This is a genomic window from Cellulosimicrobium cellulans, assembly GCF_001722485.1.
Classification (GTDB): Bacteria; Actinomycetota; Actinomycetes; order Actinomycetales; family Cellulomonadaceae; genus Cellulosimicrobium; species Cellulosimicrobium cellulans_A.
Genome location: NZ_LWGL01000074.1, coordinates 1 through 15,990 on the forward strand (window position 1 = coordinate 1; position 15,990 = coordinate 15,990).

The following is a 15,990-nucleotide window of genomic DNA, read 5'->3' on the forward strand; positions in this document are numbered from 1 at the left end:
GCGCGGGTCCGCGCGACGACGCGCGGCGCGGTGGGGCTCGTGACGAGCCGCGGCCGCGTCGTGCGGCTGTCGGTGCTCGACCTGCCGGCGCTGCCCCCGACGGACGGCGCCCCGAGCCTGTCGGGCGGCGTCCCGCTCAGCGAGGTCGTGGCGCTCGAGCCGGGCGAGACGCCCGTCACCGTGGTGTCGCTCGACGCCGACGCGCCCCCGCTCGCGCTCGGCACCGCGCAGGGCGTCGTCAAGCGCGTCACGCCGGGCGACGTGCCCGCGAACCGCGACGACTGGGAGATCATCGGCCTCAGGGACGGCGACACGGTCGTGGGTGCCGCGCCCGCGACCGACGCCGACGAGGTCGTGTTCCTCAGCAGCGACGCCAACCTGCTGCACTTCGAGGCCCGGGCGGTGCGTCCGCAGGGCCGGCCCGCCGGCGGGATGGCCGGGATCCGGCTCGCGGACGGCCAGCGCGTCGCGTTCTTCGGCGTCGTCCCCGCGGACGTGCGCGACCTCGCGACGGTGGTGACGGTCTCCGGGTCGTCCGACGCGCTCGCCGGGACGCAGACCGGCGCCGCCAAGGTGACGCCGTACGAGCTGTACCCGGGCAAGGGCCGGGCGACCGGCGGGGTCCGCGCGCACCGGTTCCTCAAGGGCGAGGACACGCTGATCCTCGCCTGGGTCGGTCAGGGGCCCGCGCGGGCGACGGGCGCCGGCGGGCAGCCCGTCGAGCTTCCCGAGGCGGACCAGCGCCGCGACGGCTCCGGGACGCCGCTCGCCTCGCCGGTGGCCGCCGTCGGCTGACCGCCGCGCCGCGACCTCCCGCTCACGCTGCGCGGTGCCCCCGATGGGGGCACGCTGAGTGAGGTGGAGGCCGCACAGGAGCGGGGCGACGGGACGGCGAGGGAGCCGGCGGGGCCGACGGGCAAGGTCGACTACCACGCCGTGTTCGCCGCGCTCACCGCGCCCAAGCTCGTGCTCTCGCCCGAGCTCATGATCCTCGACGCCAACGAGGCGTTCCTGCGCACGGTCGACGCGCCCGCGACCGCCGTCGTCGGCCGGCACTACCTCGACGTGTTCGCGCCGCGCGAAGACGTCGGTCCCCTCGTGCGGCAGGTCGCGGAGTCGTTCGACCGGGTCCTCGCGACCGGCCGGCTCGAGATGATCGGGCCGCAGCGCTACGACATGCGCGACGCCGAGGGCCGGTGGAGCGAGCGCTGGTGGATCATGACGAACGTGCCCGTCCTCGACCCCGCGGGCCGCGTGTCGCTGCTCGTGCACCGCGCCGAGGACGTGACCGACATCGTGCTCGCGCGGCGGCGGATCCGGGCCGACAGGCCCGCCCCGGCCGGACCTGCGCCCGGCACGGCCGGGACCGACGCCCCGCGGCCCGGCTCCGCGGAGACCCCGCCCGCTGCGGGTGCGGAGGACACGGACGCGGGGTCGGGGCTCGACCAGGGCGTCCTCGGCCACGTGCTCGCCGTGGGCTCGACCGTCCGCCGGTACGCCGACGTGCTCGTCCGCGAGCGCCGCGCCGCGCTCGAGCTCCAGGACTCGATCCTCACGCCCCCGCCGTCGCCGCCGGGGCTGCGGATCGACGCGCGGTACCGGCCGGCGGTGCCCGAGGTCCACGTGGGCGGGGACTGGTACGACGCGTTCGTCCAGCGCGACGGCCGCACGGTCGCCGTCGTGGGCGACGTCACGGGCCACGACGTCTCCGCCGCCGCCCGCATGGGTCACCTGCGGGGGATCGTGCGGGCGATCGGCTACAACGCGGGCTGCGCGCCCGCGCGGCTGCTCGACGAGGCCGAGGAGACCGCGGCGGGACTGGAGCTCGAGGTCTCGGCCACCGTGGTCGTGGCGTGCGTGGACTCCGGCGCGCCGGGCACGCCGCGGGCGGTCACGTGGACCCGGGCGGGGCACCCGCCTCCCGTGCTGCTCCGCGCGGACGGGTCGGCGCACCTCCTGCAGGCGAAGGCCGACCCGCCGCTCGGTCTCGGGCTCGGCGGGAACCGCCACGACCACGCCGCGACGCTCGCGCCGGGCGACACCCTCCTGCTCTACACGGACGGCCTGATCGAGCGCCGCGACCGCCGGCTGCGCGAGAGCCTCGCCGTGCTCCCCGAGCGGGTCGCCGTGCTCGCGCGCGTGGGGCCGGGGCGCCTGCTCGACGCCCTCCTGACCGACCTCGTGCCCGACGGCGCGGAGGACGACGTCGCGCTCCTGTCGGTCCACGTGAAGGAGGCGTGACCGCCCGGCGCCACGACCGGGACGTCTCCGGTGCGCCGTCCGGGGTGCGGGGTCGCGCGCCCTCGCCCTGCGAGCGCGGCCCTCCCCGGGCAGGCTCGGGAAGGACGTGAGCACCCGACGTGACGGAGGACAGCGTGCGGACCACCGCGGAGGACCTCGACTACCACGCGATCTTCTCGGCGCTCACCGCGCCCAAGCTCGTCCTGTCGTCCGAGCTGATGGTCCTCGACGCCAACGACGCGTTCCTGCGCACGATCGACGAGCCGGCGTCGGCGATCGTGGGGCGGCACTACCTCGACGTGTTCCCGCTCCACACCGAGGAGGGCACGGGGGCGGCGGAGGTGGTGGCGTCGTTCGACCGGGTCCGGGCGACGGGGCGCCTCGAGATGATCGGCCCGCACCGGTACGACCTGCGCGACGCGAACGGCCGGTGGACGGAGCGCTGGTGGATCACGACCAACGTGCCCGTCACCGACGCCACGGGGCGGGTCTCCGTGATCGTGCACCGCGCGGAGGACGTGACGGACATCGTGCAGGCCTACGGCCCGGTCCGGGCGCGCGACACGGCGGCCGCCGGGGAAGGCAGGGACGGCGCGGACGCCGGCGGCACCGGTGCCGTGGACGACGGCGCCCGGGCGCCGTCCGTGCTCGACCGCGTGCTCACCGTCGGGTCGACCGTCCGCCGGTACACGGCGGCGCTCGTGCGCGAGCGCCGCGCCGCGCTGGAGCTCCAGGACTCCATCCTCACGCCGCCTCCCGAGGCTCCCGGGCTGCGCATCGACGTCCGGTACCGGCCGGCGGTGCCGGAGGTCCACGTGGGCGGTGACTGGTACGACGCCTTCGTCCAGCCCGACGGCCACACCGCGGTCGTCGTCGGCGACGTCACGGGGCACGACGTCTCCGCCGCGGCGCGCATGGGTCACCTGCGCGGGGTGGTCCGCTCGGTCGGGTACTGCACCGGAGCCGGTCCCGCGACGGTGCTCGACACCGCCGAGAGCACCGCCTCGGGGCTGGGTCTCGACGCGCTCGCGACGGCCGTCGTCGCGCGGGTCGGCCCGGGGACGGACGGCGGGGCCCGGTCGCTGACGTGGGCGTCGGCGGGCCACCTGCCCCCGGTGGTGCGGCGGGCGGACGGCTCCGCGCGGCTGCTCGAGGCACCGTCCGACCCCCTGCTCGGGCTGGGGCTCGGCGGCGACCGCTCCGACCACGCCGACGTGCTGGAGCCCGGCGACACGCTGCTGCTCTACACCGACGGCCTGATCGAGCGCCGGGACCGTCCGCTGCGCGACAGCCTCCGGGAGCTCCCCGAGTGCGTGGCATCGCTCGGCGACGTCCCGCCGGGGCGGCTGCTCGATGCCCTGCTCACGTACCTCGTCCCGGCCGGGACGCAGGACGACGTCGCGCTGCTCGCCGTGCACGTGGAGCGCTGAGCCCCGCGCCGCCGCGCGCCACGCGGGCGTCGAGGACGCGGACCCGCCGGCCGCTCCGACGGCCTCGACGACGGTCCCCAGGGTGGCGCGCACGGTGCGCTCCCCCGGCAGCGTCGCGCGGTGCACGACGGCGACCGGGACGGCCGGGTCGACCCCGTGGGCCAGCGCCTGCGCCACCGCGGCCGCGAGGCGGCCGGCGCCCATGAGCAGCACCGTCGTCGTGCGGTCCACCTGCACCGGCACGCCGGCGGCCCGGCACGCCAGGACCTCCGAGCCGCCGCGCCCGAGCACGAACGGGTCACCGCCCTTGACCCGCACGACGCGACGCCCTGCCCGGGCGTGCTCGACGAGCACGGCCTCGATGTCCCTCTGCGGCAGGGTGTGCCTGCCGGGCTGCTTGCCGACCTCGACGACGACGACGCGCGGGTCCAGGAGGTCGACCAGCCCGGCGGGGCCGAGCCGGTCGACGACGACGACGTCGGCCTGCAGGAGCAGCGCCAGGCCGCGCACGGTGATGAGGTCGAGCGCCCCCGGGCCGCCGCCGACGAGCGCCACCGACCCGGGCTCGAGCACGGCGCCGCCCAGCGCCTCGACGCCCAGCGCGTCGCTCACGCCGACGGCGCCGCGGCGAGAGGGATCGAGGCGAGCGGCGCAGGAGCGCGCGGCATCGGGTCGGGGGCGACCAGCACCCGTCCGTCCCGGACCTCGGCGGGGAAGACGACGAGCGGCCTGCAGTCCTTGCCCCCGGGGTCGACGACCTCGCCCGTGTCGAGGTCCCAGACCTGCTTGAGCATGGGCGTCGTCACGGTGGTCACGTCGCGCACCGCCCCGTCGTCGCCGGTGACGCGGTGCGTGCCGACGAGGCCGCGCGCCATGACGTTCGCGCCCGAGTACGGGTCGCGCTGCTGGACGGCGCGCACGGTGCCGTCGGTGAGCCGGAAGACGGCCACCTGGGTGCTCCCCAGGAGGGCACCGACGCCGCGCTCGGGGTCGAGGTCCTCGAGGACGCAGATGTCGACGGACGTGCTCATCGGGTGTCTCCTGCGGTGAGGTCGGCGCGCACGCCGGACATCGCGGCGTCGCGGGCGGCGCGCGGGTCCAAGTACGTCGGGGCGTCGTGCTCCCCGGCGGGGCGGACCTGGCCGCGCTCGGGCACGAACCCGAGGTCCGGGTCCGCGGCGTCGGGCGCGTTGACGAAGGTCACGAACTTGCGCATCTTGGCGGGGTCCGCGAGGGTCGCGCTCCACTCGTCCTCGTAGGAGCGCACCTGCTCGGCCATCGCGGCCTCGAGCTCGTCGGCGATCCCGAGGGAGTCCTCGACGACGACGCGGCGCAGTTCCTCGAGCCCGCCCGCGCGGTCCGCGACCCACGGAGCCGTGCGCTGCAGGCGGTCGGCCTCCTGGACGTAGAGCATGAGGAACCGGTCGACGTAGCGGACCAGCGTCTCGTCGTCGACGTCCTCGGCGAGGAGCTGGGCGTGCGCGGGCTGCGCGCCGCCGTTGCCGCCCACGTACAGGTTCCAGCCCTCGTGCGTGGCGATGATGCCCACGTCCTTGCCGCGCGCCTCCGCGCACTCGCGCGCGCAGCCGGAGACGCCGAACTTGATCTTGTGCGGCGACCGCAGCCCGCGGTACCGCAGCTCGAGCCGCACCGCCATGGCCGACGAGTCCTGGACGCCGAACCGGCACCACGTGCGGCCCACGCACGTCTTCACCGTGCGCAGCGACTTGCCGTACGCGTGCCCGGACTCGAAGCCCACCGCGACCAGGCGCTCCCATATCTCCGGGAGCTGGTCGAGGCGCGCGCCGAACATCGCGAGGCGCTGGCCGCCCGTGACCCGCACGTAGAGGCCGAGCTCGTCGGCCACGCGCGCGAGCTCGAGCAGCTGGTCGGGCCGCACCTCGCCGCCGGGCATGCGCGGGATCACCGAGTAGGTGCCGTTCTTCTGCAGGTTCGCCATGACGTGGTCGTTGGTGTCCTGCAGCGCCGCGTGCTCGCCCTCGAGCACGTGGCCGCGATGGAGCGTCGACAGGATCGAGGCGACGGTCGGGCGGCAGACGGCGCAGCCGCGGCCCGTCCCGTGCGCCGCGACGATCTCCGAGAACGTCCGCAGGCCCTCCTCGCGGACCACCCGGTACAGCGCGGCGCGGGACATCGCGAAGTGCTCGCACAGCGCGTCCGAGATTGCGACGCCCGCGCGGGACAGCTCGGTGTTGAGCAGCTTGGTCAGCGCGGGGACGCACGAGCCGCACACGGTGCCGGCCGTCGTGCACTCCTTGACCTGCCCGACGGTGGTGCAGCCGTGCTCGGTCACCGCCGAGCGGACGGTCCCGGCGTCGACGTTGTTGCACGAGCAGACGACGGCCTCGTCGGGCAGCTCGGTGCCGGCGAGGCCCTCGCCGTCGGGCGCGATGACGGCGGCCGGCTCGGCGCCGAGCGGGCGCCCCAGCAGCGGGCGCAGCGCCGCGTACGGCTCGACGTCGCCGACGAGCACGCCGCCCAGCAGGGTCGTGGCGTCGTCCGAGAGCACGAGCTTGCGGTACCGGCGGTCGACCGGGTCCACGAACGACACCTCGAGCGCGCCCGCGCTCACCGCGTTCACGTCGCCGAAGGAGGCCGCCTCGACCCCGACGCCCTTGAGCTTCGTGCCGTCGTCGGCGCGGCGGTGGGACCGCGACCCGCCGAGGAAGCGGTCGACGACGACGTCGGCCATGTCGTTGCCCGGCGCGACGAGGCCGGCGCACACGCTGTCGACCGACGCGCACTCCCCGATCGCCCAGACGGCGGGGACGGACGTCTGGCACGCCTCGCCGACGACGCCGCCGCGCTCGCCGACGGCGAGACCTGCCTCGCGCGCCACGCGGTCGCGCGGGCGGATGCCCACCGACAGCACCACGACGTCCGCCGGGAGCGACGAGCCGTCGGTGAGCTCGGCGGTGCCGACGGAACCGTCCCCCGCCGGGAGGAACCGGTGGGCTCCCGCGCCCGTGCGCACCGCGATGCCGAGGTCCTCGACGAGCAGGCGCAGCATCTCGCCGCCGCCCTGGTCGAGCTGGACGCTCATCGGCCGGTCCGCGAACTCGACGACCGTGGTCTCCGCCCCCAGGTTGTGCAGCGCCGCCGCGGCCTCGAGGCCGAGCACGCCCCCGCCGACCACGACGCCGCGCACCGGACGACCGAGCGCCTGCCCGCGCAGCCGCACCCACTCCTCGAGCCGCTCGACGTCCTCGACCGTGCGGTAGGTGAACAGGCCGGGCAAATCCGTCCCCTCCGCGCGCGGCGTCCAGGCCCACGACCCTGTCGCGAGGACCGCCCGGTCGTAGTGGACCTGGCGGCCCGACCGCGTGGTGACGAGACCCGCCGCGCGGTCCAGGGTCGCCACCGCGTCGCCGGTGACGAGCGTGACCCGCGGGTCCTCCCACACGCTGCGGTCGAGCGTCAGGGCGTCGGCGTCGCGCGTGGCGAACCAGTCTGACAGGTGCACGCGGTCGTACGGCTCGTGGGGCTCGTCGCCGACGACCGTGAGGGCCCAGGTGCCCTCGGGGTCCCGCGAGCGCAGGGTGCGGCGAACCGGTGGGCGGTCATCCCGGCGCCGACGACGACGATGCGGGCGCCGTCGAGACTGCTGCCCTCGGGGTGTGCGGTGGCGTCCGGCGACGCGCTGGTCATCGTGAGCACGTGGGGAGGTCTTTCGAGAGGAGGAGCGTTTCCGCACGTCGCGCCGCACCCGGCCGACGCTCGCTCTCGACACTAGTCCGCGCGATCCGGACACATCGGCGTGGCGGGAGCAAGGTCCCTCACATCCCCCCGCGAAGACCTCCGTGCCGCGGTGGTCCGCCGTCGTCGTGCGGTACGCCAGGTCAGGCGTTCGCGAGCTCGCGGCCGTCCTCCGTCGCGGGCTTCTGGTCCTCGTAGCGGCGCACGACGCGGCTGACGGTCGAGCGCGACGCCGAGACCTGCTGGGCGATCTCGCGCTGGTTCATGCCCTGACGGGCGAGCTCGACGATGCGGCGGTCGCGCTCGGCCGTCGGGTCCTCCTCGACGGAGGACCCGGTGGACAGAGCCTGCGCCGCGTCCCCGGAGCCGGCGAGGTTGAACACCTCGACGCGTCGGGTGTGGCCGGTCACGACCGGCGGCTCCGCGACCGGGGTGGCCACGGTGTCCTCGGGGAGGGGGCGCTCCCAGGGGAGCGGTCGGGTGCGCTCGAACAGCTCCTTCACCCGCGCCTCGAGATCGGGAAGCGCCTCGAAGGTGGTCGTCTCCGGCTTGTAGGGCTGCTCGTCGGCGAGCTCGCTCTCCGGCTCGGTGGCGGGTGTCTCGGTCGGTGCCGCCACGGCGAGCTCGTCGCGAGCCGGCCCACCAGGTCGCGGAGCGTGGACGTCCGAGACGTCGGAGACGTCAGAGATCTCGGAGACGTCGAGGACGTTGCCGTCGCGCACCGGCTCGGGTGCGAGGGACTCCGGGCCGTGCGCCTCCATGGGCCGCTCGGCGGAGGCGGCGGTCCGGGCGGCACCGGAGGCCTCGGAAGGTCCTGCGGACCCGGCGGCCTCGGCCGACCCGCGGGCGGTGCCGCGCTTGACGGAGCTCGCCCCGATGAGGTCGAGCCGGTTCCCGTGGCGCTCCGCGGCCTCCAGCCGGTCGACCCACACCTGCATGCGGCGCTCGAAGTCCTCGACCGTCAACAGCTTGAGCGCTGCGTCGCGCGCGGCGCGCTGCCGCTCGTGCGCGGCACGGACCTTGCGCAGGTCCGCGGGCGTGCCCGAGCTGTCGGCGCGCGCGTCGCGCCACTGCTCCAGGGCGGAGACGTACCCGTGGACCCGCGCCTCACGGCGACGCTCCTCGAGGGTGTGACCCGTGACCATGTGCCGCTCCCCCACGAGGGCGAGGTGCCACATCAGCGCGGCGACCAGTGGTGGCACGAACCGGAACACCACCATGTAGGGCGTGCTCTCGGTCGGGACCGCGACCTCGTGCAGCGCCGCGAACACGCCCGAGGTGCCCGACAGCACCCAGGTGAGCGTGAGGAGGACGCCGTACGGGCGGCCCTCGAGCGCGGCGTTGCGCGCCATGAGCGCGACGGCGACGAGGCTGACCTCGAGGAAGCCCGCCAGGCCGTACGCCTCGAGCGGCGACATGTGCGCGACCTCGAGGCCGAACAGGACCATGCCGCTGTAGGCCAGGGCGGTGGCGATCGTCGCCGCGACGACCACCGCGACCATCGGGAGATACCTGCCGCGGTAGCGCGCCTGCCGCGGTGACCTGCCCGCGCCGGTCTCGTCCTGCTGTGTCACGTCGTCCTCCGAAAGGTGGTGGGAGCGCACATATCCCAACACTCAGGACAGTCTTCGTCAACGCACCGAAAGGACCGCCGTCGGATCGTGGGCGGCGACGTCCCGGGTCGACCCGCCCGCTCGGCGCGTGACGCGCGCCGGACGGCTCGAGACAGCACGACGCCGCGCCCCCGAGGGGACGCGGCGTCGGTCGACGATCGGCACCGCCGACGGCAGGCGGGCGACAGGGGTAGGGCTCCGCCGACCAGGGGATCAGCGGGAGCACCGTCCACGGCTCAGACGTTGAAACCCAGCGCGCGCAGCTGGTCCTTGCCGTCGTCGGTGATCTTCTCCGGCCCCCACGGCGGCATCCAGACCCAGTTGACGCGGAAGCCGTCGACGAGCCCGTCGAGGGCCTGCGCGGACTGGTCCTCGATGACGTCGGTCAGCGGGCACGCCGCGGACGTGAGCGTCATGTCGATGACGGCGTGGTTGTTCTGGTCGATCTGCACGCCGTACACGAGCCCGAGGTCGACGACGTTGATGCCGAGCTCGGGGTCGATGACGTCGCGCAGCGCCTCCTCGACGTCCGCGACGGTGGGCGGGCTGGGCTGCGCGCCCGCGGCCTGCGTGTCGGTGGTCATCGGTTCTCCTCCGTGGTGCCCGCGGCGCCTGCCGCGGCGGTCTGGTCCAGTGCGCCCGAGGTGACGAGCGAGTCCCGCAGCGCCGCCCAGCCGAGGAGCGCGCACTTGATGCGGGCAGGGTACTGCGAGACGCCGGTGAACACGGTGGCGTCGCCGAGCTCGTCCTCCGCGGCGTCGTCGAGGCCCTTGCCGCGCGAGCCCATGAGCTCGCGGAAGACGTCGCCGAGGTGCTCGGCCTCGGTCACCGGGCGGCCGGTGACGAGGTCGGTGAGCACGGACAGGGACGCCTGCGAGATGCTGCAGCCCTGCCCCTCCCAGCTCACGCGGGAGACGATCGGCCCCGCGGGGGCGCCTCCTGCAGCGCCTGCGGCTCCGTCGATCTCGACGCGAAGCGTCACCTCGTCGCCGCACGTCGGGTTGACCTGGTGCGACTGGCCGTGCGCGGCGCCGTCGGCCGCCTCGACCAGGCCCCGCCCGTGCGGGCTCTTCGCGTGGTCGAGGATGACCTGCTGGTACATCTGCTCGAGCGAGCTCATGGGCCTCCTCCCGTCAGTCCACCGAGAAGAACGCGCGGACCCCCGCGAGGACTTCCCGAAACGCGTCGACGTCCTCGCGCGTGGTGTATACCGACGCGGACGCGCGGGCGGTCGCCGCGACGCCGAACCGGCGGTGCAGCGGCTGCGCGCAGTGGTGCCCGACGCGCACGGCGATCCCCGCGTCGTCGAGCACCTGCCCGACGTCGTGCGCGTGCACGCCGTCGACGACGAACGACACGACGGCGATCCGCTCCTGCGGGTCGCGCGGCCCGACGATCCGCACGCCCGGGATCTCCCCGATGCGCAGCAGCTCGGCCGCGAGCTCGTGCTCGTGCGCGCCGACCGCCTCCATGCCGAGCTCGTGCAGGTACCGCGCGGCGGCGCCGAACCCGACGACCTGGGCGACGGCCGGCGTGCCGGCCTCGAAGCGCTGCGGCGGCGCCATGTAGGTCGACTCCGTCATGGTGACGACCTCGATCATCGACCCGCCCGTGGTCACGGGCGGAAGCGCCTCGAGCAGCTCACGTCGCCCGTAGAGCGCGCCGACGCCGGTGGGGCCGAGCATCTTGTGCGCCGAGAACGCGGCGAAGTCGACGCCGAGCGCCGGCAGGTCGACCGGCATGTGCGGCACCGACTGGCACGCGTCGAGCACCGTGAGCGCGCCGACCTCGCGCGCCCGCGCGACGATCGGCGCGACCGGCGTGATGGCGCCGGTCACGTTCGACACGTGCGTGAACGCGACGACGCGCGTGCGCTCGGTGATGACCGAGGCGGCGTCCTCGACACGGACCCGGCCGTCGTCGTCCACCTCGAACCAGCGCAGCACGGCGCCCGTGCGGGCCGCGAGCTCCTGCCACGGCACGAGGTTCGCGTGGTGCTCCGCCTCGGTGACGACGATCTCGTCGCCCGGCGCGAGCGCGAAGCGGCGCGCCGCCTCTCCCCCGCGGCCGAGCGTGGCGTTGGAGATCCCGTACGCGACGAGGTTGATCGCGGCCGTCGCACCGGACGTCCAGACGATCTCGCCCGGACGCGCGCCGACGAGCGCCGCGACGTCCGCGCGCGCGTCCTCGAACGCCTCCGTGGCCTCCTCGGCCAGCTGGTGCGCGCCGCGGTGCACCGCGGCGTTGCGCTCCTCGTAGAAGTCCACCTCGGTGTCGAGGACGACCTGCGGCTTCTGGGAGGTCGCGGCCGAGTCCAGGTAGACGAGCGGACGACCACCGCGCACCGTCCGCTCGAGCAGCGGGAAGTCCGCGCGCACGGCCGCGAGCTCGCCCGCGCTGAGGCGCGCGGGCTGCTCGGGACCGGGCCGGGCGGGGGGCGCGGTGGTCGTCATGGTCGTCTCCTTCGGAGTCGGTCCGGCGGTAGGGCCGGACGCGTCAGGCGGACGCCGCCGAGGCGGACTCGACCGAGCCACCGAGGTAGCGGTCGTAGCCCTCCTCCTCCAGGCGGTCGGCCAGCTCCGGGCCACCCTCCTCGGCGACCTTGCCGTCGACGAAGACGTGGACGAAGTCCGGCTTGATGTAGCGCAGGATGCGCGTGTAGTGCGTGATGAGCAGGATGCCCGCGTCCGTCGTGCCGTGGACGCGGTTCACGCCCTCGGAGACGATGCGCAGCGCGTCGACGTCGAGGCCGGAGTCGGTCTCGTCGAGGACGGCGAACTTCGGCCTGAGGAGCTCCATCTGCAGGATCTCGTGGCGCTTCTTCTCCCCGCCGGAGAAGCCCTCGTTGACCGAGCGCTCGGCGAAGGACTCGTCCATGCGCAGGCGCTCCATGGCGCCCTTGACGTCCTTGACCCAGTGGCGCAGGGACGGGGCCTCGCCGTCGATCGCGGTCTTGGCGGTGCGCAGGAAGTTCGAGACGGAGACGCCGGGCACCTCGACCGGGTACTGCATCGCGAGGAACATGCCGGCACGGGCACGCTCGTCCACGCTCATCTCGAGCACGTCCTCGCCGTCGAGCGTCACGGAGCCGTTCGTCACCTCGTACTTGGGGTGGCCGGCGATGGAGTACGCGAGCGTGGACTTGCCCGAGCCGTTCGGGCCCATGATGGCGTGGACCTCGCCGCTGTTGATGGTCAGGTCGACGCCGCGCAGGATCGGCTTCGGCCCTTCCTTGGTCTCGACGCTGACGTGCAGGTCGCGGATCTCGAGAGTGGACATTCGTGGTTCTCCCAGGAGTTCGGTCGTGGAGTTCGGGGGCCGGTCGCGCCGGCCGAGCAGTCAGGGGTGACGTGCGGTCGGTGCCGCGGTCAGGACGAGCCGATCGTCCGGTCGACGTCGACGAGCACCTTCTCGCCCTCGACGGTGACCGGGTAGACGGGCACGGGCCGCATCGCGGGCAGCGCGGTCGGCTGCCCCGTGCGCACGTCGAACTGCGAGCCGTGCAGCCAGCACTCGACGAAGCAGCCCTCCACCTCGCCGTCGGACAGGGACACGGCCCCGTGCGAGCAGATGTCCGAGATGGCGTGCCACCCGCCGTCGCCGTCGCGCACGACGGCGACCTCCACCGTGGCGCCGTCGGCCGACGAGAGCTCGACGCGCAGCGCCTCCTCGGGGCCGAGGTCGGCGGTGGTGCAGGCGAGCTGTGCGGTCACGCCACGCCCTCGGCGTCGGCCGTGCCCTCGATGACGCTCATCGACTTGCTCAGCTCGCGCTCGATGGCCTCGAGCAGGCGCTCCTCGACCGACGCGACGCCGATCTCGGAGATGAGCTCCGCGAAGAAGCCGCGCACGACCAGGCGCCGCGCGTCGGCCTCGGGGATGCCGCGGGCCTGCAGGTAGAAGAGCTGCTCGTCGTCGAACCGGCCGGTCGCGGACGCGTGGCCCGCGCCCTCGATCTCACCGGTCTCGATCTCGAGGTTCGGCACGGAGTCCGCGCGCGCCCCGTCCGTGAGGACGAGGTTGCGGTTGAGCTCGTACGTGTCGGTGCCCTCGGCCTCCGCGCGGATGAGCACGTCGCCCACCCACACGGCGTGCGCGCCGTCGCCCTGCAGCGCGCCCTTGTACGTCACGCGCGACTTGCAGCGCGGGACCGCGTGGTCGACGAACAGACGGTGCTCCTGGTGCTGGTCGGCGTCCGCGAAGTACAGGCCCACCATCTCGACCTCGCCGCCCTCGGCGGTGAACTCGGCGTCGGGCGTGACGCGCACGACGTCGCCGCCGAGCGTCACGACGACGTGCTTGAGGCGCGCGTCGCGGCCCACGCGGGCGCGGTGCGACGAGGCGTGCACGGCGCCGTCGGCCCAGTCCTGGACGGACACGACGGTGAGCTGCGCGCCGTCCTCGACGACAATCTCGACCGTCTCGTTGAGCGTCGCGGCACCGACGTGGTCGAGCACGACGACGGCCTCGGAGTGCCGCTCGGCGCGCACGAGGACGTGGCTCGCCGTCGGCGTCGGGCCGACGCCCTCGACGCGCACCGACGTGACGTCGGACGCGACGGCCTCCTTGGGCACGGTGATGACGGTGGCCTGCTCGAAGGCGTTCCACGCGGTGACGGCGGTGCGGTCGCCGGGCTTGCCGGCGGTGCCGAGACGCTCGTCGTCACGACCGACGATCGCGACCTGCACCTCGGGCGCCTCGACGACCGTGACGCGCACGTCGCCGCCGCCCGACTGCCCGACGAGCCGCTCCTCGAACAGCGGCGCGAGCCGCGCGACGGGCGAGAAGCGCCACTCCTCCTCGCGCCCGGAGGGCACGGGGATGTCGGCGAGGTCGAACGACGTGAGGCGCTCCGCGCGGGAGCCCTGCGGCACGACGACGCCGTGGGAGTGCGCGCCGTCGGCCGTCGCGCGCGAGTGGTCGGTGCTCAGGCCCTGCGCAGGGCCCTCGGTGGACTCTTCCGTGGTCACTGGGGTGGTCATATCAGCCGACGGACCCTTCCATCTGCAGCTCGATGAGGCGGTTGAGCTCGAGCGCGTACTCCATGGGCAGCTCGCGCGCGATGGGCTCGACGAACCCGCGCACGATCATGGCCATCGCCTCGGTCTCCTCCATGCCCCGGGACATGAGGTAGAACAGCTGGTCCTCGCTCACGCGCGAGACCGTCGCCTCGTGCCCCATGGACACGTCGTCCTCGCGGACGTCGACGTACGGGTAGGTGTCGGAGCGCGAGACCTGGTCGACCAACAGCGCGTCGCACAGCACGGTCGAGGCCGAGTGCGAGGCGCCCTCGAGCACCTGCACGAGCCCGCGGTAGGACGTGCGGCCACCACCGCGCGCGACCGACTTCGACACGATCGACGACGACGTGTGCGGCGCGGCGTGCACCATCTTGGCGCCCGCGTCCTGGTGCTGACCCTCGCCCGCGAACGCGATCGACAGCGTCTCGCCGCGCGCGTGCTCGCCGAGCAGGTAGATCGCCGGGTACTTCATGGTGACCTTGGAGCCGATGTTGCCGTCGACCCACTCCATCGTCGCGCCCTCGGCCGCGGTCGCCCGCTTGGTCACGAGGTTGTACACGTTGTTCGACCAGTTCTGGATGGTCGTGTAGCGCACGCGCGCGTTCTTCTTGACGACGATCTCGACCACGGCCGAGTGCAGCGAGTCGCTCGAGTAGATCGGCGCGGTGCAGCCCTCGACGTAGTGCACGTACGAGCCCTCGTCCGCGATGATCAGCGTCCGCTCGAACTGGCCCATGTTCTCCGTGTTGATGCGGAAGTAGGCCTGCAGCGGGATCTCCACGTGCACGCCCGGCGGCACGTAGACGAACGACCCGCCCGACCACACGGCCGAGTTGAGCGCCGCGAACTTGTTGTCGCCCGACGGGATGACCGTGCCGAAGTACTCCTGGAAGAGCTCCGGGTACTCGCGCAGGCCCGTGTCGGTGTCGACGAAGATGACGCCCTGCGCCTCGAGGTCCTCGCGGATCTGGTGGTAGACGACCTCGGACTCGTACTGGGCCGCGACGCCGGCGACGAGGCGCTGCTTCTCCGCCTCGGGGATGCCGAGCTTGTCGTACGTGGCCTTGATGTCCTCGGGGAGCTCGTCCCAGCTCGTGGCCTGCTTCTCCGTGGAGCGCACGAAGTACTTGATCTTGTCGAAGTCGATGCCCGTGAGGTCCGAGCCCCAGCTCGGCATCGGCTTCTTGTCGAACAGGCGCAGCGCCTTGAGCCGGGCCTTGAGCATCCACTCGGGCTCGTTCTTCAGCGCCGAGATGTTGCGCACGACGTCCTCGGACAGGCCGCGCTGCGCGATGGCGCCGGCCTCGTCGCTGTCGTGCCAGCCGTACTCGTAGGCACCGATCGAGGCGATGATCTCCTCGTCGCTGCGCTTGTCGTCGACGGGCTGTGCCACGCCGGCGGCGTCCTGGGTGGGAGCGCTCATGGTTGTCCTTCCACTGTCCGTCGATGCGGAGGGGGCGGTCAGTATCGGTCGGGGGTCGAGGGTCGGAGGGGGACGTTCGTCGTGCAGGCGTGCCCGCCGCTCGCGAGCGTCGCGAGGCGCTGCACGTGCGAGCCGAGGAGGCGCGCGAACACCTGCGCCTCGGCCTCGCACAGCTGCGGGAACTCCTCGGCGACGTGCTGCACCGGGCAGTGGCCCTGGCACAGCTGCACGGCGCGCGCACCCGCGACGGGGCGCACGCTCGCCGCGTAGCCGTCGTCCGCGAGCGCCTGCGCGAGCTGGGAGGCACGGCCCTCGACGTCGTCGGCGTCGAGGCGCGCGGCGTACCGCTCGGCGAGGCCGCTCAGGCGGTCGTGGGCGAAGCGCTCGACGGCCTCGGGCCCGGCGACGTCGCGCAGGAAGCGCCCCGCTGGTGGCACCGGGTCGAGGTCGCGGGCAACCACGTCACGCAGCTCGTCGTGCCGTTCGCGTTCTTCGCGCCGCAGCCGGTCGCGAGCTGGGCGGGGGCCGTCGTCGTGCTCACGCAGC

The 15,990-nt window shown here is 74.2% G+C and carries 13 protein-coding genes and 3 pseudogenes; 4 read left to right on the top strand and 12 right to left on the bottom strand.

Annotated features, from left to right (window positions below):
* From JZ5iCDA_RS09770 to JZ5iCDA_RS09780, 3 genes are all read left to right on the top strand, one after another.
* Positions 1-795 (top strand): DNA gyrase C-terminal beta-propeller domain-containing protein (locus JZ5iCDA_RS09770; RefSeq protein ID WP_290438808.1); only part of this gene is annotated, 795 nt, incomplete at its 5' end.
* A gap of 63 nt (positions 796-858) precedes the next feature.
* Entirely contained in the window at positions 859-2,241 is a 1,383-nt protein-coding gene (locus JZ5iCDA_RS09775; RefSeq protein ID WP_069386998.1) for a PP2C family protein-serine/threonine phosphatase, read from the top strand.
* Between the two features lie 134 nt (positions 2,242-2,375).
* Positions 2,376-3,671, top strand: a complete 1,296-nt coding sequence (locus JZ5iCDA_RS09780; protein WP_139123055.1) for a PP2C family protein-serine/threonine phosphatase — start codon at positions 2,376-2,378, stop codon at positions 3,669-3,671.
* A gap of 240 nt (positions 3,672-3,911) precedes the next feature.
* On the opposite strand, the pseudogene JZ5iCDA_RS20000 reads toward JZ5iCDA_RS09780, so the two are convergent.
* From JZ5iCDA_RS20000 to JZ5iCDA_RS19705, 12 genes and pseudogenes are all read right to left on the bottom strand, one after another.
* Positions 3,912-4,283 (bottom strand): annotated as a pseudogene (locus JZ5iCDA_RS20000) (uroporphyrinogen-III C-methyltransferase); the annotation flags it as partial.
* On the bottom strand, positions 4,280-4,702 hold the full coding sequence (locus tag JZ5iCDA_RS19700) for a nitrite reductase (NAD(P)H) small subunit (protein ID WP_069387000.1): 423 nt from the start codon (positions 4,700-4,702) through the stop codon (positions 4,280-4,282). The gene JZ5iCDA_RS19700 and the pseudogene JZ5iCDA_RS20000, both read right to left, overlap by 4 nt.
* Positions 4,699-7,340, bottom strand: a pseudogene (gene nirB / locus JZ5iCDA_RS09790) (nitrite reductase large subunit NirB). The gene JZ5iCDA_RS19700 and the pseudogene nirB overlap by 4 nt, the downstream one beginning before the upstream one ends.
* 191 nt (positions 7,341-7,531) lie before the next feature.
* Complete coding sequence (locus tag JZ5iCDA_RS09795) at positions 7,532-8,962, bottom strand: helix-turn-helix domain-containing protein (RefSeq protein ID WP_139123056.1); 1,431 nt, start codon at positions 8,960-8,962, stop codon at positions 7,532-7,534.
* A 275-nt stretch (positions 8,963-9,237) separates the two neighbouring features.
* On the bottom strand, positions 9,238-9,585 hold the full coding sequence (locus tag JZ5iCDA_RS09800) for a metal-sulfur cluster assembly factor (protein ID WP_069387002.1): 348 nt from the start codon (positions 9,583-9,585) through the stop codon (positions 9,238-9,240).
* A complete protein-coding gene (gene sufU, locus JZ5iCDA_RS09805; protein WP_069387003.1) occupies positions 9,582-10,121 on the bottom strand; it encodes a Fe-S cluster assembly sulfur transfer protein SufU in 540 nt (179 codons plus the stop codon). The genes JZ5iCDA_RS09800 and sufU overlap by 4 nt, the downstream gene beginning before the upstream one ends.
* Before the next feature lie 13 nt (positions 10,122-10,134).
* A complete protein-coding gene (locus JZ5iCDA_RS09810) occupies positions 10,135-11,454 on the bottom strand; it encodes a cysteine desulfurase (protein WP_069387004.1) in 1,320 nt (439 codons plus the stop codon).
* Positions 11,455-11,497: 43 nt separating this feature from the next.
* Complete coding sequence (sufC, locus tag JZ5iCDA_RS09815) at positions 11,498-12,280, bottom strand: Fe-S cluster assembly ATPase SufC (RefSeq protein WP_069387005.1); 783 nt, start codon at positions 12,278-12,280, stop codon at positions 11,498-11,500.
* Between the two features lie 89 nt (positions 12,281-12,369).
* The gene (locus tag JZ5iCDA_RS09820) at positions 12,370-12,714 is read right to left on the bottom strand and encodes a non-heme iron oxygenase ferredoxin subunit (protein ID WP_069387006.1); all 345 of its coding nucleotides are present in this window, start codon (positions 12,712-12,714) and stop codon (positions 12,370-12,372) included.
* The gene (gene sufD, locus JZ5iCDA_RS09825) at positions 12,711-13,982 is read right to left on the bottom strand and encodes a Fe-S cluster assembly protein SufD (RefSeq protein ID WP_069387007.1); all 1,272 of its coding nucleotides are present in this window, start codon (positions 13,980-13,982) and stop codon (positions 12,711-12,713) included. Before sufD ends, JZ5iCDA_RS09820 begins: the two co-directional genes overlap by 4 nt.
* Position 13,983: 1 nt before the next feature.
* Positions 13,984-15,444 carry a Fe-S cluster assembly protein SufB gene (gene sufB, locus JZ5iCDA_RS09830; RefSeq protein ID WP_069387008.1) on the bottom strand — a complete coding sequence of 487 codons (1,461 nt, stop codon included), beginning with the start codon at positions 15,442-15,444 and terminating at the stop codon, positions 13,984-13,986.
* A 38-nt stretch (positions 15,445-15,482) separates the two neighbouring features.
* Positions 15,483-15,905, bottom strand: coding sequence for a helix-turn-helix transcriptional regulator (locus tag JZ5iCDA_RS19705; protein ID WP_436967399.1), 423 nt, complete (start codon positions 15,903-15,905; stop codon positions 15,483-15,485).
* Positions 15,906-15,914: 9 nt separating this feature from the next.
* Here JZ5iCDA_RS19705 and JZ5iCDA_RS20070 point away from each other — a divergent pair.
* Positions 15,915-15,990 (top strand): annotated as a pseudogene (locus JZ5iCDA_RS20070) (hypothetical protein); the annotation flags it as partial.